Raw genomic sequence first — 22258 nt, forward strand, 5'->3', positions numbered from 1 at the left:
GGATGTCACCGGTGAGGCGGGCATGCGATGTGTGGCAATGTGTGGCAAGCGATGACGCATTTTACAGGCGTACATCAAAACCTGCCGCCAGCACGGACATGGATGCGAGGAAGCGGCGCAGGATGGACGCAATACCGCTAGCGCTTGCCGCCCTGTGCGCCCAGCGCCGCCATGGCCGACGCAAACACGATGCAGGCGATGGCCAGCCACTGGGTCAGGCTCAACAGTTCTCCCAGCACCGCCATGGCGGCCAGTGCGCTGACGGCCGGCGCCGCGCTGCTGAACATGCCGAACACGCCTTGTGGCAAACGCCGCAAGGCAAAGATTTCCAGCGAATACGGCAGGGCGCTGGACAGCATGGCAATGGCCAGGCCCATCAGCGCAATCGATGGCGCCAGCAGGGCCGTGCCCGAGTACGCGACGCCGATGGGCACCGTCACCATGGCCGCCACCGCCATGCCCCAGGCCACGGCTTGCCCGCCCTGCAAGGTCGAGGCGCGCTTGCCGAAGATGATATACAGCGCCCAGCACAGCGCCGCCCCCAGCGCATACGCCACGCCGACGGGGTCCAGGCTGCCCGGGCTGCCTTGCAGCGGCAGCAATAAATACAAGCCAAACACGGCGCAGGCCACGGCCAGCAAATCGCGCGGCCGGCGCGACGACAGCATGGCCACGGCCAGCGGCCCCGTCACCTCGATGGCCACCGCAATACCGATCGGTATCAGCGCAAACGCCCGGTAAATCAGCAAGTTCATCAAGCCCAGCACGGAACCGTAGACCAGCAAGTTCAGCACATCCTTGCGCGTCAGCCGGAAACGCCAGGGCCGGAAGATGGCCAGCAGGATCAGCGCCGAAAAACCCACCCGGTACGCCGTAATCCCCTCGACGCCGATGACAGGAAACAGATTCTTCGCAATCGCGGCCCCCAGATTGACGGAAATCTGCCCTCCCAGGACGGCCAGGGACGGGAGCAAAATGCTGTCGGGAAGGGGGGAGGTCGAGGCGGGGGAGGTCATGGGGCGGTATTCTAATACGGCAGAGGCTGGCAGTCGCTGGCAGATTGGTAAGCTGGGGAGATTTAACTGGGCAGTTGCTGACATGACTGGTGTATCGCGGCTTCTTTTTCGATATCATGTTGCAAAAATGCGCTACAGTCGTGGAATTGTTTACTAGTGGCTAGAAGTAGTCGTTCCTAATCGAACAGCCTTTACCCTTTTGATTCTTAACACTTTCAGGAGTTGCCATGCAAATGGTTCGAGGAAATTCCAGCGCCATTGTTGCGATTGGTTACGACGAGCAAACAGCTCGCATGCGTATCCAATTCCAGCAAGGGCATAGTTATGATTTTTGCCGAGTACCTCCGAATGTGCATGCTGCTTTCATGCGTGCCAACTCCAAGGGGACTTACTACAATGAGCACATCAAAGATCGCTACCAATGTTAATCGGAATTTTGTTTAAAAGAGTCGGCAATAGGCCAGAAGTGGTCATTGGCAGGCTGTCAGCAACTTAGAGCGCTAATAGCGGAATCCGAGAAATCAAAACCTTTTCTCATCTCCTCTATGCTGCTTTCTTAGCTTCAGCTAATTCGCCTTGATAGAAGGCTAGGCCGCACGCCATGCTAATTGACAGATAGCATCTCACATCAATTTTAGGAAGAACACATGGACACACCCAACGATATTCGTGTAGAGCTCTATTTGACAGATCGACAGCTTTTCTCAAGCGAGCTAATACGTTACTACTTACAGAAAGTGGAGAAAGCAATTTATCGTGCTGAGCTAGTAGAGCTGAGGCTTCTCGAAAATACGTTGCCGGAAAAACTTGGTCCGATATTCGATGCGGTTCGATATCGAGCTGAGAGATTTCAATCGCGCACATTTTATGTCGATAAAGTTTCGACTGGCTCATTGTTGCTTTCAGGTGTTGCAGCCGGCGTTACCATGTGGGTATTTGACAAGACATTCGGTGAAGCTTTTAAAGAGGCTTGGAAAACGACAGATTTACACGCGAATATGGTAGAAATTTTGTCGCGCCGCGTCAATATTCGAGCGGAAAATATTGCTTCGGGAATTGATGGACGACGCGAGCCATTCTTAGGTCCGATTGATGACCGTGCATGGCCTGAAGCTGCGGAGCCCCATGGACGGCGTGACGACGTTCATACATTTGTCTCTGAAGAAAACGGATTTACCATTGTTCGGGTACATATATCTGTGAATGAAGGACGTTTTCCTACTGTTTCTGAGGCTATTGAGTAAAAGGCGAGAGCTGCCGTCCAGGCACGTAAGCACTCGGTCAAGAGCAGAAGTTTGTCTGCTTTGGGGCTGTTGTATTGAAAAACGCGGATACAGTGATATTTAGATAGAAATTCTGCCAGCCTAGGCTGGCCAGAACTGCCGCTAATGAACGATCACCGCCTGCTTGGAGGTCCGAGACCTCCCGAAATTGTTGCCGCTCGACTTTTTCAACATAATAGGGCGGAAGCGGACGTTACAGGTTTTGCCTGTTTTACGGAGTATGCGGCCTTTTCTTGCGTTCACCGGCACTATTAAAGGCGATGAACTTTGACGCCATTTCGGCGCGCGTTGACAATGATGGCACGAACATGGTCAAAAGGATAAAAATTGAGCATCAGAACGATCGCTGTAATTGCCGGATTTATCCTTCTGGTTTGCTGATCGATGAGGTTGCCCTGCACTCCTTGCTGCCTGTCGCACAGCATATTTACCTGTAACTCGGGAGTAGTATTGAATGACTGTTTTCAGTATCGGCGACACTAATTTTGAAGTGGATGTGGCGAAATCAAGCATTAGCCTGAAAGAAGATGGCACTGGCATGGTGGAACTAATCATCGATATCCATGGGAACGACGATGTGTTTATGTGCTTGATTGAGCCCGATGACGCGGAATGGTCGTGGGCGCTGTATCCGCCTGCGTTTTTCCTGCACGGCTTGCGTATACCGCAAGGGCAGGGAGGAGCGTTTTCGATCGGGATGCTAGATGCGCATCCCGAGGTGGAGGAGTCGGGTATGTATATGATGGAGCACGGTGACGTATCGGCCGTCAACATCATTGAATTGTCGGCACGGCGCCTGCTTGTGTCGGGCATGGTGGACTTATGCGGCAAGCGACTGCCATTTCATATTGATATGCCGCGTGCATAGTGCCGGGGCTGGTTCCTTCGGGAGCGGAATGCGCGCCACTGATGCGCATTCCCCGGCAGGCCCAACCTCGTTCTTGCCTGATTACTCCAGCCCCAACGCCTTCGCCACATCCCCCCACGCCACATACTTGAAGTTCTGCGGCCCATCGGGCAGGCGCTTGTAGCCGTCCTGGATCACCAGCATGCCTTGCGCATACGCGCCGCCCAGGTTGGCGGAGGTGACGTCGAGGCCATCCGTTTCCGAGGTGCCGTCTATGCCGGCGGGCAAGTTGAAGCCCACCTTGAAGCGCCCGCGCACTGTATACGGCGCTTGCGCGTCGAGCACCACGTAGCTGCTGTCGCCCTGGCTGGAGACGATCAGGTAGCCTGTGTTGGGCGCGCTGCCGGCCTTGCGGTAGATGGCCATGCCTTCCACGTCGGCTGTCAGGTGCTGGCCGACGGGCAAGACCATGGCGAGGGCATCGGGCTTGGCGGCGTCGGCCGAGGTGGTCCACACGCCGCGCGTTTCCTCGCCCAGGAACAGGCGGGCGTTGGCGTCGTCGGCCACGCAGCCTTCCGGTTGCGTGGCGACTTTGAAGCTGCGCAACAGGGTGGCGCTGAACTTGTTGCCGCTCCTTTCGATCTTGTACTGCTGGAAGGTGCCGTCCTTGTCGTTGATGAATGCTTGCACGCCGCCGCCGGCTGGCTGGTACAAGCACATGCCGTAGATGCTTTTCAGCCCGGTTGGAAAACGGCCCGCTTCCGCCACCTCGCCGCTGGCATTGATGGTAAATAGCATCATGCTGTTGTCGTCGCGCTGGGTGGCCACGGCCAGGTCGACCGTGCTGCCGCCCAACTGGATGTTCTGCCGCACGTCGACGTTGTTCAGGCGGCCCACTTCCAGCAGCTGCGTTTGCTTGCCTTTCAGGTCGTAGACGAGCAGTCCTTGCTTTTTGTTGGTGCCCAGGATGCGCGCATTGGCAGGATCGCTGGCCAGCCAGATGGCCGGGTCGTCGGCCGCGTCGCCTTGGCGCGCCATCGGTTCCGTTTGCGCTTGTGGGGCGATGATGGCCAACGCTGGCTGGGTTTCCGCCTTGCCCACCCATTTCAAGGGCCGTGCCTGCCAACCGTTCTTGCCGCGCAGTAGCAAGGAGTCCTTGTCCAGCGCCAGCTGGCTGTCGCCCTTGCGCACGTTCAAGGCGATCGCTTGGGCTGGCTGCGCCGTCCACTGCCCGCCTTGATGGGTGACCAGGTGCAGCTTTTCCGCCTTGCCGTCGAGCACGGCCACGCCACCGGGCAGTACGGCCAGCGCGCCGGCGCCGCCGTCCAGCTGGCCGTACGGCTTGCGCAGGGCCACCACTTCGCGCTTGCCCATGCCTTCGGATTCGGCGTCGTACGCCCACACGCCCATGTTCGCCTCGCTCACCAGCAGGCGCTGCGCGCCGTCGTCGACCCGGCAATGCTTCGCGTGCGGCGGCAAAGCCAGTTTGCGCACCAGGCTGCGCTGTTCGCCCTGCATCACCCACTGTTCTGCTAGCCCATCCTTGCCGATCAAGAACAGATGATCGAGCTGCTGCGCGTCGCGGTACAAACACGATGCTTCCACGGAAAACGTCGGCACGGGAAACGGCGCCAGCTTGACCAGCTTGCCGGCTTGCACATCGACCATCACGGGCAGCGGGCGCTGCGTGTCCGCTTCCAGGAACACGGCCAGCACGCGATTGCCATCGATGCGCGTGTCGAGCTGTTTGGCGCGCACGGCGATGCGGTCCAGTTCCTGGCCGGCAAGGTTGAACAAGCGCAAGCCATGCTTGTCCAGGGTCAACCAGCCGCCGCCGGGCAGGCGCGCCAGTTCTTCCGCTTCCTGCATTAATGAGGGTAAAGCATTGGCGGGAACAGCCAGCGCCAGGCTGCTGAAAGAAAAAGCAGCCAGCAAAGCGCTGCAGAGTACGGTTTTTTTCATGGCATTTACAATCATCATCAGAAGGCGCTGGCTTTCAGGCTCACTTTGAAAGTGCGGCCGTATTGTTCGTTCTGCACGTTGTATTGCTTCGTGCCCTGGTAGACATAGTATTTCTCGTTGTTCAGGTTGGCCGCTTCAAAGACCACCTGGAACTGCTTGTTGATCTGGTAGGACAGCGAGAAATCGAGCTGCTTCTGGCTGTCGACGATGTGGTCCTGGCTTGGATCGAGGATGTCGTTGCCCATTTCCAGCAGATACGGCGACTTGTAGTTGAGGGCCAGGCGGGCGCTCACAGGCCCTGTTTCATAACCGAGCATCAAGTTCATCACCTGGTTCGACTGGCCAGGCAGGCGGATATCGCGGGTGAGCTGCTGCTTGCTCGCCTTGTCGTAGCGGCCGATTTGCGCGCTCGAGGTGCTCAGGGTGCCGTTGACGCCCACGAGGAACTTGTTGAATGGCGCCGGCAGCATGCGCAGCGGCTGCATGTAGGCCAGTTCGATGCCTTTCACCTTGGCCGCGTCGCCATTCGCATACGAGGTGGCCGTCGTGTAGCCCGTCCATTGTCCCGTGCCGGCCAGGTTCGTCGTGTAGGTGAAATTCTTGATGTCCTTGTAGAAACCGTAGGCCGACATCACGCCGTCGTTGCCCAGCACTCTTTCGATGCCGAGGTCCAGGTTGTTTGCTTTCAAGGGCTTCAAGTCCGGATTGCCGATCACGGCTTCCGTGTTGCTGGCCAGGCTGATGCCCGGTGCCAGCTGACTGAAGTTGGCGCGCACCACGGCTTGCGTCCAGGCGGCGCGCACGCTGGTCTTTTGATCGACGTCATACCGGGTTTGCAGGTTCGGCAGCCAGTTGGTGTACGAGCGTTCGCGCGTCAATGCCTTGGCAACCCCGGTGCTGTCCACCTGCGAGCCGGCAGCCTCGAAACTGGTGCGTTCGGCGCGCACGCCGCCCAGGATGTGCCAAGCGTCGAAGTCGTAGCTGTTTTGCACATACATGGCGTTGATGTCTTCATGCATGCGGTAATCGTTGATGATGGACTCGGTGGCCAGGCGCGCCTTGGCGCGGTCCAGGCCGGCGACCCTGGCGCGTATCAGCGCGGGGTCCAGCGCCACGCCGATGTTGCCCAGGTCGTAGTCGAGATTGTGGCCTTGCACGAAGGCGCTCATCGAGGTCGAGCCGGCGCCCCAGTAATTGCCGCTGGTGGCCTTGCTGCTGTTATACGCCCATTGATCCGTGTCATTGGACTTTTCGCGGCGGCTGATTTTGGCGCCGAATTTCAGGGTGGCGATGTCGAACTTGCGCGCCAGGTCGATGCGCGCGTGGTGTTCATTGTCCTTCGAGTAGCGCTTTTGCAGGGTGATGGCGTTGAGCGCATAGCTGGCCGGGTCGTACAGCGAGGCGGGGCCGCTCAACAATGGTTGCTCGGTGCCATTGAAGCTGATGCCGTTAAAGTTGCTGACGCCGCGGAAACGGCCGTCGTTCAAGGACTCGGGCGTGTCTTCCGTGGCGCGGCTCATGCCGCCTTTCACGTCCAGCGTCCAGTCGCCCGATTTCTGCTGCGTGCCCAGCACCAGCGAGCGTACTTGCTGCGTGTACTTGCGCTGGCGGATGCGGCGCTCGGCGCGCGCGCTGGCCGTGGCGCCTTCGGCCAGGCTGCCGCCCGCGATATTGCTGATGGTCAGGCGGTCGCGCACTTCATCGTCGGAAAATTCGCTGACGAACGAGCGCAAGAACCAGCTGTTGCCCGCTTCCGGGCGGTAATCGAGGTTGACTGCCAGCGCGCCGCGCTTGCGCACGGGCAGGTAGTCGCGCAATTCCAGGCCCGATAATTTGCCCTTGCTCCAGGCGCCGCCCGTTTCCACGTCATCGGAACCGAACGAGCGCTTTTCCGCGCTCAGGCCGGCGGCCACGCCCAGCTTGCCGTCGAGGAAGCGCTGGGCCCACAGGGCGCCGCCGCTGGGGCTGGTCTTGCCCGTCTTTTCATCATGGCTGGCACCCACGTTGGCCGACAGCAGCTTGCCCGGCAAGTCGAAGGCGGACAGCGATTTGACTTCGATGGTGGCGCCCAGCGAATTGGCGTCCATTTCAGGGAGTAAGGTTTTCGAGACTTCCAGAGTGCGGATCAGGCCGGCAGGCAGGATATCGAGCGCCACGGCGCGGCGGCCCGCTTCCGGCGACGGCACCAGCGCGCCGTTGATGGTCACGGCATTCAAGTCTGGCCCCAGGCCGCGCACCGTGATGTAGCGGCCTTCGCCCTGGTCGCGCTGCACGGACACGCCCGGCAAGCGGGCCAGCGCCTCGGCCGCGTTTTTATCGGGCAAGCCGCCGATATCGTCGCTGCTGATGACACTGATGATGTTGTCGGCTTTCTCCTGTGCGGCGATGGCGTTGCGCAGGCTGGCGCGCTGGCCGCTGACGACGACGACGGTGGCGGCCGGCAAGCCATCCGCATCTTGCGCTTGCGCATGGCTTGGACCGCTGAAGACGGCCATGATGCCGAGGGCCAGGGCCGTCAGGCGCAGCGGAGAGGGGGGCGAAGTGTGCATGGTTTTCATGAAGAGCTCGGTTAGGGAGGAAGGAACCGGGCGGATTCTAGGCAGCAAATATGACGGTTGCGTGACAGGGGCGGGCTTGCCACCCTGAAAACAACGGCGGGTGAACGCTTTCCGGCCGGAAATGAAGCGTGGTGAGCTGAAATGACCTGCCGGCGCAGGGCGCACGGGCAATGGCTTGCCGGATTTGCATCAGTTGCGTTGCGCATGTTGAGCCGTTTGCACCTGCCGCACGGGCTTGGCGTATGTCATCGTGGCGTCATGGGCGGGCGCTATCGTGGCGGCAGCACCACTTTTAAAGGTCCCCCACATGCTGCCGTTGCACCGTAACAGTCTGATTGCCGCCGCGCTGGCATTGCCCCTGTTCTTTTTCCTGTACGCCACACTTGGGCACCTTAAACCGTTTGCCATCTGGAAGTGGATGGATATCGTCTGCGAAGGCGGCACGGCCGTCATGGCGGGCATCTGGTTTTTGTTCACCCTCAGCAGCCGTCCACGGGGACGGGTGACGAGCCTGATCGCCGGCGGCCTGTGCGCCATCATGCTGGGGTCCTGGGCCGATTGCCTCGACGAATTCTTCGCCATCGACAAGCAGGAAGTGTGGGATAACTGGCTGGAAGCGCTGATTCCGTTTGGCATGCTGGTGCTGACGATCGGCATGTACTACTGGCGCCAGGAACAGTTCCGCCTGAACGAGCACCTGCAAAAGCGCGAACGCCTGTTCCGCGACCACCGCGCCTTCGACCGCATCACGCAGCTGGCCGACGCCAGCTACCTGCGCACGCAGATGCGCCTGGAGCAGGAACGCCGGCCCGGCCTCGATTGCGCGCTGGTCTTGCTCGACATCGACAGCTTTCATCTGATTAACCGCGAATACGGCCACCGCGAAGGCGACCGCGTGCTGCAAGCCGTGGGTCATATGCTGCTGCTGAACTTGCGCAATGACGATTTGCTGTGCCGCTATGCGGGCGACCGCTTTGCCGTGCTGATGCCGGGCGTGTCGCGCGAGGATGCTGCCGTGAAGGCGCGCCACCTGTGCGCCATGGTGGGGCAGATGCGCCACCACGCCAACGACAACCGTGAAATCCGCTTGAGCCTGCGACATGCGTGCTCGCTCACCGATGGCGTGCCGGAAGTGGTGTTGGCCGAGCTGAGCCGTGCCGTGGAAACGCCGCGCTCCGGTGCCGGGATCAGTTCCGCCGCGCCTGCCTGATGCCGCTGAACCAGCAAGGCGACCCCAGCATCGCGGCCCATCACCAGCCGGCGCTGGTGCTCGACTACGCGCGCAGCCGCGAACTGGCCGTAGCGCCGCTGCTCAAGGGCACGGGCCTCGACGGCGGTGCGCTGCCATGTGCGGAAAGCCAGGTCAGCGCCGCGCAATACCTGCAATTGCTGGCCAACGTGGCGCGCGGCCTGGACAGTGCCGACACCAGCTTCATGCTGGGCCAGCAAATGCTGCCCGGCCATTACGGCGCGGCCAGCCATGCCTTGCTGCAGGCGCAGAATCTGCGCCAGGCCTTGACCATCCTGTGCGGTTTTCATACCTTGCTGTGTCCGCTGCTGCAACCGCGCTTGCGCGAGGCGGGCGAGCTGCATGTGCTGTACTGGACAGATGCGTTCGGCGCGCCGAGCCAGCTGCCGTTTCTGGTGGAAATGCACATGACGGCGCTGGCGGCCATGTGCCGCTGGCTGGCCGGCGAAGCGCTGCCGTGGCGCTTCTGCTTCAACCGCGCGCGGCCCCGTCACGTGGAGCAGCACGAGGTGCACCTGGGCCAGGCGCTGCGCTTCGATTGCCAGGTCGACGCCATGCTCATCGATTCTAGCTGGCTCGATAAACCCTGGCCGCGCGGCAATGCCACGGCGGCCGCGCTGGCCTTGCGCGCGGCGGCGCTGGCGCCCGTGCCGGCTGCGAGCCTGCTCGGCGCGCTGTACGACTATCTGCTGGCGAACATCCGCTGCGCGCCCACGCTGGAGCGCACGGCGCAGGAATTCGGCGTCAGTCCGGCCACGCTGAAACGCCACCTGGCGCGCCATGGCACGCATTTCCAGGCCGAGCTGGACCAGGTGCGCGCACACAAGGCCATCTACCTGTTCCAGGCGCATGGCTACGACAACGACGCCGTGGCCGCCTACCTCGGCTTTCATGATGCCACCAACTTTCGCCGCTCGTTCAAGCGCTGGACGGGGCAAACGCCGCAGCTGTTGCGTCATGCGCTGGCGTTGTTCGTGGCCGGTTGAATGGCGGCGTTGCGCGCCAGCGCCATGATGGGTCGTTCCAGAGGGAACAATTGCCCATTCTGCCACATCCATAGTACACTCGATCAGAGAGCGAACAGACGCGCTTTGAGGCGCTCCGGTATGGCAGCGACGACCGGTGTGCCGTGCCTTAACCCAGCCTGGAAACTGGCGCGCCCAACGTGGTGCGCCGGCAGCCGGGCAACTTGATAATGCTCAATCGTGTATTCACAATCGCAGATCGATCCAGTCGTCAGTTTCCGTAACACCCAGGGTGAGGCGGTGCGTGGCACGATTTTCAACTTGCAGCGCAATTCGCTGGTCATGGAAATCTACAATCCCTACTCGATTGTGCAGGTCAGCGAGGTGCTCAACGACCTGACGGTGCGCATGGGAACGAAGAACGCCTATGTCGGCAAGGCCGTCGTCATCAGCAGCGTCAACACGGGCCTGACCGCCATCGTTTCCGTCACCCTGATCGACGAGTGGCGCGAGCTCAGCGACGTGGTGGTGGTCAAGGGCGCCGTGGCGAGAGAGTCCAGCGCCTTTGTCGCGGGCTGGGGCGAGCGCTTCCGCATCCGCCGCGATTACCAGATCGTCGTCAACGAAATGCGCGCCTTTTTGTCGGAAGTGGCGCGCTGGGTCGAGCAGGTCGACTTGTCCGATTCGCTGCCGAAGGAAAACGGTCGCCTGCGCGCCGATATCTTCGACGAGCTGGCCTTGCCGCTGATGGAGCAAACCCAGCTGTACTTGCGCCAGCTCGAGGTGGAAGCTTCCCTCGTCGAGGAAGAACGGGCGCCGGCCCACCGCGCGTTCGCCCAGGCGGCCTTGCACCCGCTGATCCTGCGCGCGCCGTTCGTCTTCCGCACGTTTACCAAACCGCTCGGCTACGCGGGCGATTACCAGATGGTCAACCAGCTGCTCGACGACCCGCGCCAGGGCCCGAGCACGTATTTTCAGATCGTCAATGCGGCCTTTTTGCAGGCCGCCGTGGCGACGGCGCACCGCAACCGCATCGATATCCTGACGGAATTTTTGGCGCACAAGGCGGCCGAGGCGCGGGCGGCAGGGCGCGTGTATAACGTGCTCAACGTGGGCTGCGGCCCCGCCATCGAGGTGCAGCGTTTCCTGGAAACCTGCCCCGATGCGCAATGGCTGGCCTTCGAACTGGTCGACTTCAGCGGCGAGACCCTGGACTGGACGCGCGCGCGCCTGACCACCATCATGCAGCGCACGGGAAGAGTGGTGGAAATCGATTATGTGCACGACTCCGTGCACAACCTGCTCAAGCGCCGCCACGGCTCGGGTACCACGGGCTTGCCCGGCAGTTTCGACGCCGTGTATTGCGCCGGCCTGTTCGACTACCTGTCCGACAAGGTGTGCGCGCGCCTGCTGCTGCACTTCGCCTCGCGCGTGGGGCCGGGCGGGCGCCTGCTGGTGACGAATGTGCACGCCGACAATCCGGGCAAGTTCGGCATGGAGCATTTGCTGGAGTGGCATTTGATCTATCGCAATGAAGCGGGCTTGTCGGCCTTGCTGCCCGAACATGCGACGGCGCCGAAAATCTATGTCGACGTCACGGGCGTGAATGTGTTCGCGGAAGTGAGCATTCCTTGATGGATACCCCAGGCTTGCACGCCGGCTACACGGCCGTTTTGCGCGACTTCCGCCTGGAATTCAGCCGCGGCGGGGCTTACACGGGCATCGTGCTGATCCTGCTGGGCATGGGCCTCGATTCGGCCCTGTATCCTGATAAACAGTCGGCATTTACCAGCGCCCGCATCGTCGTGTCCGTGCTGATCTTTTGCGTCGTGCTGGCCATGCGCACGCGCTGGGCGCAAGACCGCATCCAGGGACTGACTTTTGTGTGGCTGATCCTGCCGCAGATCATGATCGCCTGGATGATCGCCGTCACGGAAGGCGCCACCTCGATCTATTACGTGGGCATGACCCTGGCCATCTATTCCTCGGGCATCGTGCTGGCCTTCGGCCTGTGGCAAAACATGGTTTTCGGCGCCATTTCCTGCCTGCTGTACGTGGCCGCCTGCGCCTGGCATGCGGGCGGCTTCGACTTGCCGGCCACGTTTGTCGTCAACTGCCTGTTCCTCATCATGTCGGCCAGCATCAGCGCCGTGTTTACCTATTTCAATGAGCGCGCCCGCTTCATGCTGTTCCAGCTGAAGGCGGAAGTGGCGCAAAAGAACACGCAGCTGGAAGAAACGAATAGAAGCCTGGCCGATATCAAGGGGCAGATGCTGCAGCAGGAGAAAATGGCCGCCATCGGCACCCTGGCCGCCGGCATGCTGCATGAAGTCAACAATCCCGTGAATTTCTGCATGATGGCCATCGAGGTGGCCATCGAAGACCCGGCCGCCAGGCAAAGCGCGCTGGTGAGCGAATGTCTGGCCGACGCCAAGCAGGGCATGCTGCGCGTGCAGCACATCGTGTCCGATTTAAAAACCTTTGCCTACCGCAAGAGCGGCAACCAGCTGGAAACGGGGCACTTCCAGTTCCGCAGCGCGCTCGATGCGGCCATCCGCCTGGTGGGGCATGAAACGAAGAATGTCAGCATCAGCCACGACTTGCCGGTCGACACCCTGGTGCGCGGCGACGAGGCGGCCGTCGTGGGCGTGCTGATCAACTTGCTGGGCAATGCCGTGCTGTCCATGCGCAAGGGCAATGCGCCGCCGTTCGAGATCCGCATCACGGCCCATTGGGACGAGAACCGCCTGCGCATCAGCGTGCGCGACAACGGCCCCGGCATCGCCCCGGAAAACCTGGCGCGCGTGTTCGAACCGTTCTTCACCACGCGCGAAGTGGGGCAGGGGCTGGGCCTGGGCCTGAGCATCAGCTATGGCGTGATCGAGCGCCACGGCGGCACCCTCTCCGCCGAAAGCGAGCTGGGTGTATGGGCCAGCATGAATTTCGACTTGCAGCGCTCCGACTGGGAGGGCCGTTAATGGACAACGATAGCCGCGCCAGCGTGCTGTACGTGGACGACGAAGCGCTCGCTTGCAAGTATTTCGAGCGCGCCGTCGGTGCGCGCTACCGCGTGCTGACGGCGCACAGCGTCGATGCGGCGCTGGCCTTGCTGAAAGACGAGGCCGCCCAGATTGACGTGCTCGTCACCGATTACCGCATGCCGGACCGCCTGGGCAGCGAGCTGCTGCAGGAAGTGGCGCAGCGCTATCCGCACATCGTCTGCATGCTGGTGACGGCCTATGCGGACAAGGACGTGCTGTTGGAACTGATCAACGGCGGCTCGCTGTTCCGCCTGCTGGAAAAGCCGCTCGACCTGGCCGCCATGCAAACGGCGCTGCAGCTGGCCGTGCAGACGGGACGCGAGCGCGCCGCGCGCCGCCAGGGTCTGGTGGCGATGGAGGAGTCGCTGGCCTTCCTGGCGCACGAATTGAACACGCCGCTGGCGGCCATCGCCAATTTTGCGCGCGGCATCGCGCGGCGCGCGCAGGCGGATTCCGCACCGCAGGCCGAGATCGGCGAAGCGGCCGCCTTGATGCACGACAATGCGCGCTATTGTTTGTCCGTGCTGGCCAGCTTTGTCGACACGGTGCGCCTGGCCAGCGCCGGGCCGGGCATGCAGGGCGGACGCAGCGCCGGCAGCGCGCGCCAGCTGCTGGCCGCCTTGCTCGACAGTTACCCCTTGAGCACGGCCCAGCGCGCCGCCATCTCGGTCGAAGTGGGCGAGGATTTCTCCATTGCCGAGTCGCCCAACTGCGTTGCGCTGATTGTATCGTCCGTGCTGGCGAACGCCTTGCGCTCGGCCGGTGAGCAAGACCATCCGGCGATCGGCATCCGCATCGATGCGGGCCGCATCACGGTGCGCGATAATGGCGCCGGCATCGCCCCCGAGATTGTGGCCCAGCTGTTGCTCGACCCCGTGAGTGCCAGCGGTGACGAAGGCAAGGGCTGGGGCATGGTGTTTTGCCACCGCATGATGCAATCGTTCGGCGGCAACCTCGATATCGCCACCGAATTTGGCAGTGCCACCACGGTCACCCTGAATTTTCCAGTACATATAAGGAACGAGCATGATTGACGCCAATCTGCGTTTACCGGCTCAGCTTGAGCCGGCGCAAGGCTTGCCGACGATACTCTATGTCGATGACGAGGCCAACGCCCTCAAATATTTCCAACGTGCCATCGCGCCGCTGGCCGACGTGCTGACGGCCACCTCGGTCGAGGAGGGCAAGCGCATCCTCGACGCGCAGGCCGACCGCATCGCCGTGCTGGTGTCGGATCAGCGCATGCCGGGTGCCTACGGCAACGAGTTGCTGTCGTATTGCTGGGACCGCCATCCGCACATCGTGCGCATTTTGACCACCGCGTACTCCGAACTGGAGCACACGGTGGAAGCCGTCAACCAGGGGCAGATCCACCGCTACATCCAGAAGCCGTGGGATATCGCGGCGCTGCGCATGGAACTCAAGCAGGCGTTGGAACTGGCGCGGCTGCGCAATGAACACGCCCAGCTGCTGCGCGAAAAGCTGATGGTGCGGCAGCGGCAAGCCGTCGCCAACCGCATCGGCACCCTGTACGCCTTGTGCGCCAGCCTGGCCGGTCCGGAACAGCAGCTGCCCGTGGAAGCGTATCTGTCGGCGGCCCTGACGGCTGGCGTCACGCCGCCCGAGCCGGACTGGCTGCTGATGGATTATGCCGACCTGGTCAGTTCGGAAGCCTTCCGCGGCACCGCCTTTGCCGCCGCCGTGCGCCAGCAGCTCGACACGCTCGAGCGCGAGCATCCGGGGCGTGGCGTGGAGCAGGCGATCGACATGCTGTTGCCCGTGTTTGGCGCGGCGCTGCAAAACCAGGGCGGCACGGCGCTGTTCCTCGATGGCCGCCTGCTGACGGAATTCCTGGAAACGCCGACCACCACGCCCGTCTCGTCCATCCACGCATTCTGGCTGGCCAGCCTGCTGTGGCTGGCGCGGCGCGGCTGGTCCCTGCAGCTGAGCAAGACGGAACAAGGCTTGCAAGGCAAGGTGGTGCAGGCTGAACCGGCGCTCACGCCCGACCATCTGGCGGCCTGGATCGAGCAGTTCTGAGCCGGCTTGCCCGCAAGGGGCAGCGCAAAATAAAACAGGGCCGCGCGGGCCCTGTTTCTGTTTGCTGCGAGCAGAGCTTAGCGCTCTGACGCCGCCTTCAGGTTGTTCAAGCCCTTTTCAAAATCCTTGCCGATCATCCGGTCCATGCTGACAAACACGGTCATCACTTTGCTGACGTAAGGGCTGGGACCCGTCATGGTCCAGTTTACCTTGGTGCCGTCACCCTCGGGTGTCATGGTGAACGCGGTGGTGTTATGGCTTTCGAACGGTTTCAGGAAGTCCAGCTTGATGACGGTGCGCTCGGGCCGGGCCGCTTCCGTGATTTCCATGCGGCCGGCGCCCACCTTGTCATTGCCTTGCCACGCATATTGCGCGCCCAGGCCATTGGCCGGGCCCGCAAAGGTGCGGCGCATGGCCGGATCGAGCTTTTCCCACGGCGACCAGGCGGCCCAGTAATGGAAGTCCGTGATCAGGGCGGCGATTTTTTCGGGCGGGGCCTTGATGGTGATTTCGCGCTGGACACTGAAGGTGTCGGGCTTGGTGGTGGCATAGCCGAGGATGGCGGCGACGACGACGGCGATCAGCAGCAGGGTTTTTTTGATCATATGCTCTCCAGATCTTGAATGGTCGATGCGAACGAATCAAGGCAATCTTAGCAGATATGAATGGCTGTGCGCGGCCGCCTGGCCTTTATTTGCGCCAGGTTTGTGGCAGGAGCGCGCGTCCGCTAGAATGCTGGCCTGCAAAGATTTCAGAGGGAAATATGATTCAACGATCGATCGCCAGGCTGACCCTGGCGTGCGGCTTGCTGGCTTGCGCCTTTGCCGCGAACCTGGCGCATGCCGATGCCTGTCCCGCCCATTACGTCGATGGCCGCAAGCCGGAAATCACCAACCCCAAGCTGGACGTGGCGACCAAAGAGCTGTGCTACAACGTGTTTGGCGTGATGCATTCGGGGATCACCCGCACGCCCCTGTGGTCGGCTGAGCACTTGACGGTGAACAATCTGGAAGCGGCGCAGGACTTGTCGCGCGAAAACTCCTTCCACGCTGAACGCAAGCTGCCCGCCGCCCAGCGCGCGGAGTTGGCCGACTATGCGCGCAGCGGCTTCGACCGTGGCCACATGGCGCCGAACGGCGACATGCCGGACCGCCAGAGCCAGCGCGACAGCTTTACCCTGGCGAACATGGTGCCGCAGGATGCGCGCAACAACCGCTATGTATGGGCCGGCATCGAGGGCGCCGTGCGCAAGATGGCGAAGAAGGAGGGCGATTTGTACGTGATCACGGGGCCGGCCTTCATTGGCGGCAACCTGCGCAAGGTGGGCAGAGTCATCGTGCCCAGCCACCTGTACAAGGCCGTGTACAGCCCGCGCCAGCGCGCCGGCGCCGCCTACTTTATCGAAAACGTCGATACCAAGGCGTATGAAGTGCTGAGCATTGCACAGCTGGAAGACAAGATAGGCATCGATCTGTTACCGTCGCTGACGCGGCAGCAGAAACTGCGCATGCTGAGTTTGCCCAAGATCAATAGCAAATCCAAGAAATAACCAGACCGTCGAAAAGGAAATCCCATGTGCGCAAAGAAATTCGTCCCGTATGCCAATGAAAGCGATGTGCTGGAAATCGGCAATCTGAGCATCGAAAACCGGGTCGACCGCATCAGCCTCAGCGGCGACATCGACCTGACCCTGGACAAGCCGGGCCTGGCTCTGGCGAAACAGCTGCAAAAGCTGCTGGCCGACGTGGTGGCCCAGCTGGAAAAGCAGGAACTGCCCGACCAGCTGCCGCCGCCCGAGGTGACGTCGGTGGCCAATCCCTTCGAGTGACGCTGGCGCGGGCGTCTACTGTACCGCTTTGGCGGCGCGATAATAACCGTTCCGGCTGATCTCCTCCGGCGCATTCGCCACTTCATACGCGCTCAAGGCGATGGCGATGGCCGAGTATTGCTGCGCCGCGCTGAAAGGCAGCACCTTGTCATACGTGTCCTGCACCGTGTGATGCACGCGCGCATAGTCGAAATCGCCGAGCACGGTAAATTTCGGCGTCGGCACGCCATGCAGGCTGAAGACGGCGTCATCGCTGCCGCTGCGCGCGTTCATCGCCTTGCTGGCGTCGCGCGGCACATCGTTGATGGTCGCGGCGAAGCCGAACACGGGGTGGATGTCTTGCAGGGCCTGTTCCACCCGGCCAAACGCGGGCCGCCAGGCCGTGGGAATGGCGATGCCGTCGATGGCGCCGGGCCGGCCGTCGCGGTTGAGCATCATGACGATATGCTTCAATTCCCCCGCATGCCGCTCGGCGAACGCGAATGAACCCTTGCGGCCGATTTCTTCCGCGCCGAAGGCCACCAGCATGATGCTGCGGCGCGGCTTCGCTTCGGACAGCGCCAGCAGGCGCATCGCTTCCAGCATGGTGGCCACGCCGCCGCCATTGTCGGCCGCGCCCGTGCCGCCATCGTAGCTGTCGAGGTGGGCGCCGATCAGCACGATTTCCTCCGGTTTTTCCGTGCCGGGAATGCGGGCGACGACGTTGTGATACGTGACCGGACCCGGATAGAACCAGTTGCGGATATCAAACTCCAGCGTGACGGCTTCACCGCGCGCCAGGCGCTGGCGGATGTCGGCGTAGTGTGGCGCGGCCAGCTTGATGTCCGGCAAGGTCGGCAGGGTCGCCCAGGTAGCCGGCGCCGCGCTGGCGGCATACAAGGGTTCTTCGCCGGACTGGATGGTGCCCAGAGCGCCGGCCTGCATCAGCAGCCGGGTGATGGCTCCGGGCTTGTGGATGGTCTTGCCATCGCGCCCGCCACCGCCGTTTTCACCACCGGTCAGCACCCATTTGCCCTTGAATTGCGCGGAACGCTGTTGCGCCTCTTCCAGCGTGGCCGGCCCCAGAATTGCCAGGCCTTGCTGCACGCCACGCGTGCCGGCCGAGTAGGCAGGCGTCGCCATGCGCAGGGGCAGGTCCTGGGGCGCCAGCATCTTGCCCGACCAGGGGCCGCGGTTGAAGCCGGCGGGCATCTGGCCCGCTTCTTCCAGTTCGGCCTGCACGCCCCATTGCTGCAGTTGCATGCGCGCCCATTGCGCCGCATGTGTGTAGGCGTCACTGCCGGCCATGCGGCCGCCGAAGCGGTTGCTCAGGATGTCGAGCCAGTCCATCGCGCGCGGGTCGCTCGTGCCCAGCGCCACGATCCGGCGCGCCGTGGCGTCGCCGGACGGCGACGACGTGGCCTTGATGCCGGCCTCGATGCTGGCATCCCTGCCGGACAGCGTAGCCAGGAAGGCGGGCAGCCTGTCTTGCCGGCGCGCCGCCAGCGCCGCGTCCAGCTTGGCGGAGCGGTTCAGCTTATCCTGGCGCAGCAGTGTTACGTAGGCGCACAGCACGCCCTGCATGCCCGCCAGGTCGCGCCCCCCTTGCTGCCGGGCCTGCTCCGGGTGTTCGATCTGGAACGCCATCACGCTGGCCAGGTACTGGAAGCGCAGCGCCGCGCGGGTCGCTGGCGCGGGGGCGGTGCTGAGCCAGTCATCGGGCATGCTGGCGTCGAACGTGAGGTCGGGAATGGCCTCGATCCATGCGCCCAGCCAGGCGCCGTCGCGCTGCTGCACGGCCAGCGGGTCGCCCTGCGCCTCGTTCGCCATCCGCACCACGCGCGCGCGTTCTGCTGGTGTAGAAGGGCCGCGCGCGGTGGCGCTTGCCGCAGTTCCCGGCGGCGCGGCCTGCAACACCGGCGGCACATAGCGCTCCCTGAGCCGCGTTCCCGTCACCGGCTTGGGTTCGTTCTCATCGGTTTCGACCAGGCGTTCGCCGCTCAGCGCATCGCCCTTGGCTTGCAAGGTCCAGCGTATCGTCACGTCGGTGCTCACTTCCTTGCCGTTGCGCCCGGTACTGACGCGCTTGCCGCCATGCCGGAAGACGGTGCCGGCCGGGCCGTTTGTTCCGTTGACTGTGCGCGGCGGCGTGAGCTGGCCCCGTTCGTCGAGCCAGGATATCGTCGCGCGCAAGCTACCCTGGTCTTCGGTGATGTCGAGTATGCCCGTGTCGATCAGGTCGACTTCGACGCCATTCGTCGTGGTCGTGCCCGTCGCCGTCTGGAATTGCCACTGTCCGGCAAGGGCCGGTGTCTGGGCGTACAGGGTAGCGGGTAGTGCGGCAGCGGCGAGGACGTAACTGGCGTAAAGGTGGGGAGGGAACAGCTGCATGGTTATCCTTGTCATGGTTTTCACTCGGGAAGAGTCGAAAAACAGTATGGGGAAAACCAAGTTGCCAGGATGCTACTTTCCGACCAAGGCCGGGATTTGCGGGTTGAAGCCGGGTTTGGCCGCGCCGAAGAACAGATCAAGCGCATCCGGCAAGCTGCGCCGGATGCGCTTGATCTGGCACAAACTTATTTGGCGAATGCCTGCGCGGCCGGCGTCACGGTGACGGCTGCTGGTTTGATGTGCAGCTGCATCGCGCCGATGACCTTGTCTTCATCGAGCAAGGCCTGCGGCTTGTTGCCGTCGTACTTGATAGGGGAAAACGCATCGCTGACGAGCTTTTCCTTCAAGCCGGCCGCATCCTTGGCGACGATCACCACGGACAGGTTCTTTGCCGACAGATGCTGTTTGATGGCGCGGTTGACATCTTGTACCGTCAGTTTCGACAAGCCATCACGCATCAGCTTGGTGAACTCGGGCGTGCCATACCATTGCGAATCGAGCGCGTAACCGAGTTGCTGGTCTTGCGTCGAGGTCATGACGAAGACGTTCTTCATCAGGTAGTCGCGCGTGGTGGCGAAATCGTCCTGCGTCAGGCCGTTGTCGACGAGCTTGCCCAGTTCCGTCAGGGCCACGCGCAGGGCGAAGTGGGCGTTGTCCGGCGCCACGGGGCGGATCCAGATCTCGAACAGCTGCGCCTTGCGGCCCAGGTTCGGGTTCGGGAAGAACTGGTACATGCCGCGCGGGAACGCTTCGATGTACGCGTAATCGCCATAGTTCATGCCGCGCAGTTCACGGATGCGCTGGTACAGGTAGGAGTTCGAGGCGCGGTGTTCGCCCAGCCACGTCTTTGCCAGCCACAGGGCGGGGAAGTCCGGGTGCGTGCGCGTCACCTCCAGAGGCAGGCCGAAGGAAATCGCCGTGGCGCGCGTGTTTTTCTCGATGATTTCCACTTCCAGCCCTTGCGCCTTGCGGCCCGCGGGTTTCACCGTGGCCGGCAAGCCTGGGCCGGCCGGCAAGCTTGCCAGCGCCTGCGTCAGCGAGGCCGTCATGGCGTCGGACACGTCGCCGGAAATGCCGACCTTGACGGCGCCTTGCGCATACGCGCTCTTCCAGAACTGTTTCACGTCGTCCAGGGTGATGGCGTCGATGCCGGCGAGCGTGCCCAGCACCGGGTGGCCATATGGCGTGCCCGCATACACATTGGTTTGCAGCCGTTCCTTGGCGAATTCCTCTTCGTTGTTGTCCTTCAGGTCCAGCAGCAGCGCGTTCTTTTGCGCATCCTTCAGGCGGCGGAAGTCGTCTTCGCGGAAACCGGGCGACAGCAGCAGCGGCAGGGCGATGGCGTTGAACTGGGTCCAGTTATCCCTGTGGATGGAGCCCGTAAACGTCGTCATTTCCTTGTCCGTCTGCTGGCTGAAACTGCCGGCCAGCGGGAACAGGGCCTGGTTGACTTCGTCGATCTTGCGTTCGGACGACCCGCCGGACGCCACCATGGCGGCCGTCAGCGCGGCCAGGCCTTCCTTGCCTTGCGGGTCTTGCGCGGAACCGGCCGTAAACAGCAGCTTGTAGCGGATTTGCGGCAGCGCCGATTTTTGCACCAGCACGTCGAACTTCGCGTTCGAGGCGGCCGGCAGCAGGCTGGCCAGCTTCGGCGTGGTGGCGATGGCGGCGGCCATCGGCTGATTTGACAGGGTGGTCACCACCAGGCCGTCGTCCGTCAGGTATTTGCGCGCGGCAGCCTGCAGGTCGGCCGGCGTGAGCGTGTCGATCAGGCGGTAGTACTGGTTGATGGTGGCGTAGGAACGGTCGAAATGCACGAAGGACGCCAGGGTGCCGGCGATCTGCTCCGTGTTGTCGAGCGAGCGGATCAAGCCGTATTTTTCGGCCGACTTGGCGTCCGCCAGGTCTTTTTCGCTCACTGGCGTGTCGCGCAGCCGCGCCACGGTGGCCAATATGGCATCGCGCACGTAGACGGCGTCATCGATGTTTTTCACGCGCGCGCCCAGCACGGCCAGGGTCGGGTCGACCCGGTCCGGCGTCATCTCGAACAACTGGTCGACCTTTTGCTCGTTCTGCACCAGGCGTTTATACAGCGGCGAGGTACGGCCGAACGACAGCGACAGCAAGGTTGCCAGCGCCGCCTGGTCCTTGTCCTTCACGGAAAACGCGGGCGCGTGGAAGCCGACGGCCACCCATGGCAGGGTCGGCGTGGGCCAGGTCACGTGCTTGTAGACGGGGCCATGCGGCGCGGGTTCCACGGGCACGGCCGCCTGCTGCTTGCCGCGCTGCCAGGCGCTCCAGTATTTTTCCACCAGCGCGATGGCTTGCTGCGGCTCCACGTCGCCGGCGATGATGATGGTGGTGCGCTCGGGACGGTACCAGCGGTCGAAGAAGAGCTTCGAATACGCGTACTGGTTCGGCATGTCTTCGATGTCCTGGATAAAGCCCATCGTCGTGTGCTTGTAGGTGTGCGTCGTATAGGCGCTGTCGCGCATCACTTCGAACAGTTTCGAGACGGGATTGGCGCTGTTCTTGTTGTATTCGCCCAGCACGGCCCGCGATTCCGTCTTGAACGCGTCTTCCGCGTAGTCGAGGTGCTGGAAGCGGTCCGCTTCCACCTTCAGCACGGTTTCCAGGTCCTGCTTGGCAAACGTCGTGTGGTAATTGGTCAGGTCGTCGCTGGTATACGCATTCTGGCGCGCGCCGGCGCGGGTGATGACTTTCTGGTATTTTTCGGGCGGATAAGCCTTGGTGCCGCGGAACATCATGTGTTCGAAGAAGTGGGCAAAGCCGGACTTGCCCGGCTCGACTTCATTGCGCGAGCCCGTCTGCACGGGAATCTGCAAGGAAACCAGGTTGGGGAAGCCGGTCGGCACGATGATGATCTTCAAGCCATTGGCCAGGGTCTTTTCCGTGGCCTTGAACGGCAGCAAATCCGCCTTGCTGGCGGTGGCGCTGTGGGCAGCGGCCGGTTGGACGGGCGCGGCGCCCAGGTTCGACGCGGCCATGGCCGACAGGGCCAGGGCGAAAGCGGGTAATAAAGCGGGCATGATTCTTGACACGGGGGCTCCTTCTTTTTTGGACGTTATGAAAGTGCAA

General features: G+C 62.4%; 17 protein-coding genes. 11 read left to right on the top strand and 6 right to left on the bottom strand.

Annotated features, from left to right (window positions below):
* Positions 1-137 precede the first annotated feature (137 nt).
* The gene (locus K0F86_RS10280; protein WP_219134302.1) at positions 138-1016 is read right to left on the bottom strand and encodes an EamA family transporter; all 879 of its coding nucleotides are present in this window, start codon (positions 1014-1016) and stop codon (positions 138-140) included.
* A gap of 227 nt (positions 1017-1243) precedes the next feature.
* Here K0F86_RS10280 and K0F86_RS10285 point away from each other — a divergent pair, with 227 nt between their 5' ends.
* From K0F86_RS10285 to K0F86_RS10295, 3 genes are all read left to right on the top strand, one after another.
* Positions 1244-1444, top strand: coding sequence for a KTSC domain-containing protein (locus K0F86_RS10285; protein ID WP_219134303.1), 201 nt, complete (start codon positions 1244-1246; stop codon positions 1442-1444).
* Between the two features lie 219 nt (positions 1445-1663).
* Positions 1664-2260, top strand: coding sequence for a hypothetical protein (locus K0F86_RS10290; protein WP_219134304.1), 597 nt, complete (start codon positions 1664-1666; stop codon positions 2258-2260).
* Positions 2261-2753: 493 nt separating this feature from the next.
* Complete coding sequence (locus K0F86_RS10295; protein ID WP_219134305.1) at positions 2754-3167, top strand: hypothetical protein; 414 nt, start codon at positions 2754-2756, stop codon at positions 3165-3167.
* An 81-nt stretch (positions 3168-3248) separates the two neighbouring features.
* Here K0F86_RS10295 and K0F86_RS10300 read toward each other — a convergent pair whose 3' ends face one another.
* Together K0F86_RS10300 and K0F86_RS10305 are read right to left on the bottom strand one after the other, a co-directional pair.
* Positions 3249-5108, bottom strand: a complete 1860-nt coding sequence (locus tag K0F86_RS10300; RefSeq protein ID WP_257572084.1) for a phytase — start codon at positions 5106-5108, stop codon at positions 3249-3251.
* A 17-nt stretch (positions 5109-5125) separates the two neighbouring features.
* Positions 5126-7657 carry a TonB-dependent receptor gene (locus tag K0F86_RS10305; RefSeq protein ID WP_257572085.1) on the bottom strand — a complete coding sequence of 844 codons (2532 nt, stop codon included), beginning with the start codon at positions 7655-7657 and terminating at the stop codon, positions 5126-5128.
* 316 nt (positions 7658-7973) lie between these two features.
* Here K0F86_RS10305 and K0F86_RS10310 point away from each other — a divergent pair, with 316 nt between their 5' ends.
* The 6 genes from K0F86_RS10310 to K0F86_RS10335 all read left to right on the top strand — a co-directional run bounded on the left by K0F86_RS10310 (position 7974) and on the right by K0F86_RS10335 (position 14961).
* Complete coding sequence (locus K0F86_RS10310; protein ID WP_219134307.1) at positions 7974-8876, top strand: GGDEF domain-containing protein; 903 nt, start codon at positions 7974-7976, stop codon at positions 8874-8876.
* Positions 8876-9901 (top strand): AraC family transcriptional regulator, encoded by a 1026-nt coding sequence (locus K0F86_RS10315; RefSeq protein ID WP_257572086.1) that lies wholly within the window; start codon positions 8876-8878, stop codon positions 9899-9901. Before K0F86_RS10310 ends, K0F86_RS10315 begins: the two co-directional genes overlap by 1 nt.
* 219 nt (positions 9902-10120) lie before the next feature.
* Entirely contained in the window at positions 10121-11515 is a 1395-nt protein-coding gene (locus tag K0F86_RS10320) for a class I SAM-dependent methyltransferase (protein WP_219134308.1), read from the top strand.
* Positions 11515-12858 (top strand): sensor histidine kinase, encoded by a 1344-nt coding sequence (locus tag K0F86_RS10325; RefSeq protein WP_219134309.1) that lies wholly within the window; start codon positions 11515-11517, stop codon positions 12856-12858. The genes K0F86_RS10320 and K0F86_RS10325 overlap by 1 nt, the downstream gene beginning before the upstream one ends.
* Positions 12858-13955: a hybrid sensor histidine kinase/response regulator gene (locus K0F86_RS10330; protein WP_219134310.1), complete on the top strand. Its 1098-nt coding sequence runs from the start codon at positions 12858-12860 to the stop codon at positions 13953-13955. Before K0F86_RS10325 ends, K0F86_RS10330 begins: the two co-directional genes overlap by 1 nt.
* Positions 13948-14961: a response regulator gene (locus K0F86_RS10335; RefSeq protein WP_219134311.1), complete on the top strand. Its 1014-nt coding sequence runs from the start codon at positions 13948-13950 to the stop codon at positions 14959-14961. Before K0F86_RS10330 ends, K0F86_RS10335 begins: the two co-directional genes overlap by 8 nt.
* Positions 14962-15038: 77 nt before the next feature.
* Here the strand turns inward: K0F86_RS10335 and K0F86_RS10340 are convergent, their stop codons facing one another.
* Entirely contained in the window at positions 15039-15566 is a 528-nt protein-coding gene (locus tag K0F86_RS10340) for an SRPBCC family protein (RefSeq protein WP_219134312.1), read from the bottom strand.
* Positions 15567-15724: 158 nt separating this feature from the next.
* Between K0F86_RS10340 and K0F86_RS10345 the strand changes: the two genes are divergently transcribed.
* Together K0F86_RS10345 and K0F86_RS10350 are read left to right on the top strand one after the other, a co-directional pair.
* Positions 15725-16510: a DNA/RNA non-specific endonuclease gene (locus K0F86_RS10345; RefSeq protein WP_219134313.1), complete on the top strand. Its 786-nt coding sequence runs from the start codon at positions 15725-15727 to the stop codon at positions 16508-16510.
* Between the two features lie 24 nt (positions 16511-16534).
* The gene (locus K0F86_RS10350; RefSeq protein ID WP_219134314.1) at positions 16535-16789 is read left to right on the top strand and encodes a hypothetical protein; all 255 of its coding nucleotides are present in this window, start codon (positions 16535-16537) and stop codon (positions 16787-16789) included.
* Positions 16790-16804: 15 nt separating this feature from the next.
* Here K0F86_RS10350 and K0F86_RS10355 read toward each other — a convergent pair whose 3' ends face one another.
* Together K0F86_RS10355 and K0F86_RS10360 are read right to left on the bottom strand one after the other, a co-directional pair.
* Complete coding sequence (locus K0F86_RS10355; protein WP_219134315.1) at positions 16805-19159, bottom strand: M28 family metallopeptidase; 2355 nt, start codon at positions 19157-19159, stop codon at positions 16805-16807.
* Between the two features lie 185 nt (positions 19160-19344).
* The gene (locus K0F86_RS10360) at positions 19345-22221 is read right to left on the bottom strand and encodes a pitrilysin family protein (RefSeq protein WP_219134316.1); all 2877 of its coding nucleotides are present in this window, start codon (positions 22219-22221) and stop codon (positions 19345-19347) included.
* Positions 22222-22258: the final 37 nt, after the last annotated feature.

Origin of the sequence: Janthinobacterium sp. UMAB-60 (genome assembly GCF_900095235.1) — a bacterium.
Taxonomy (GTDB): Bacteria; Pseudomonadota; Gammaproteobacteria; order Burkholderiales; family Burkholderiaceae_D; genus Janthinobacterium.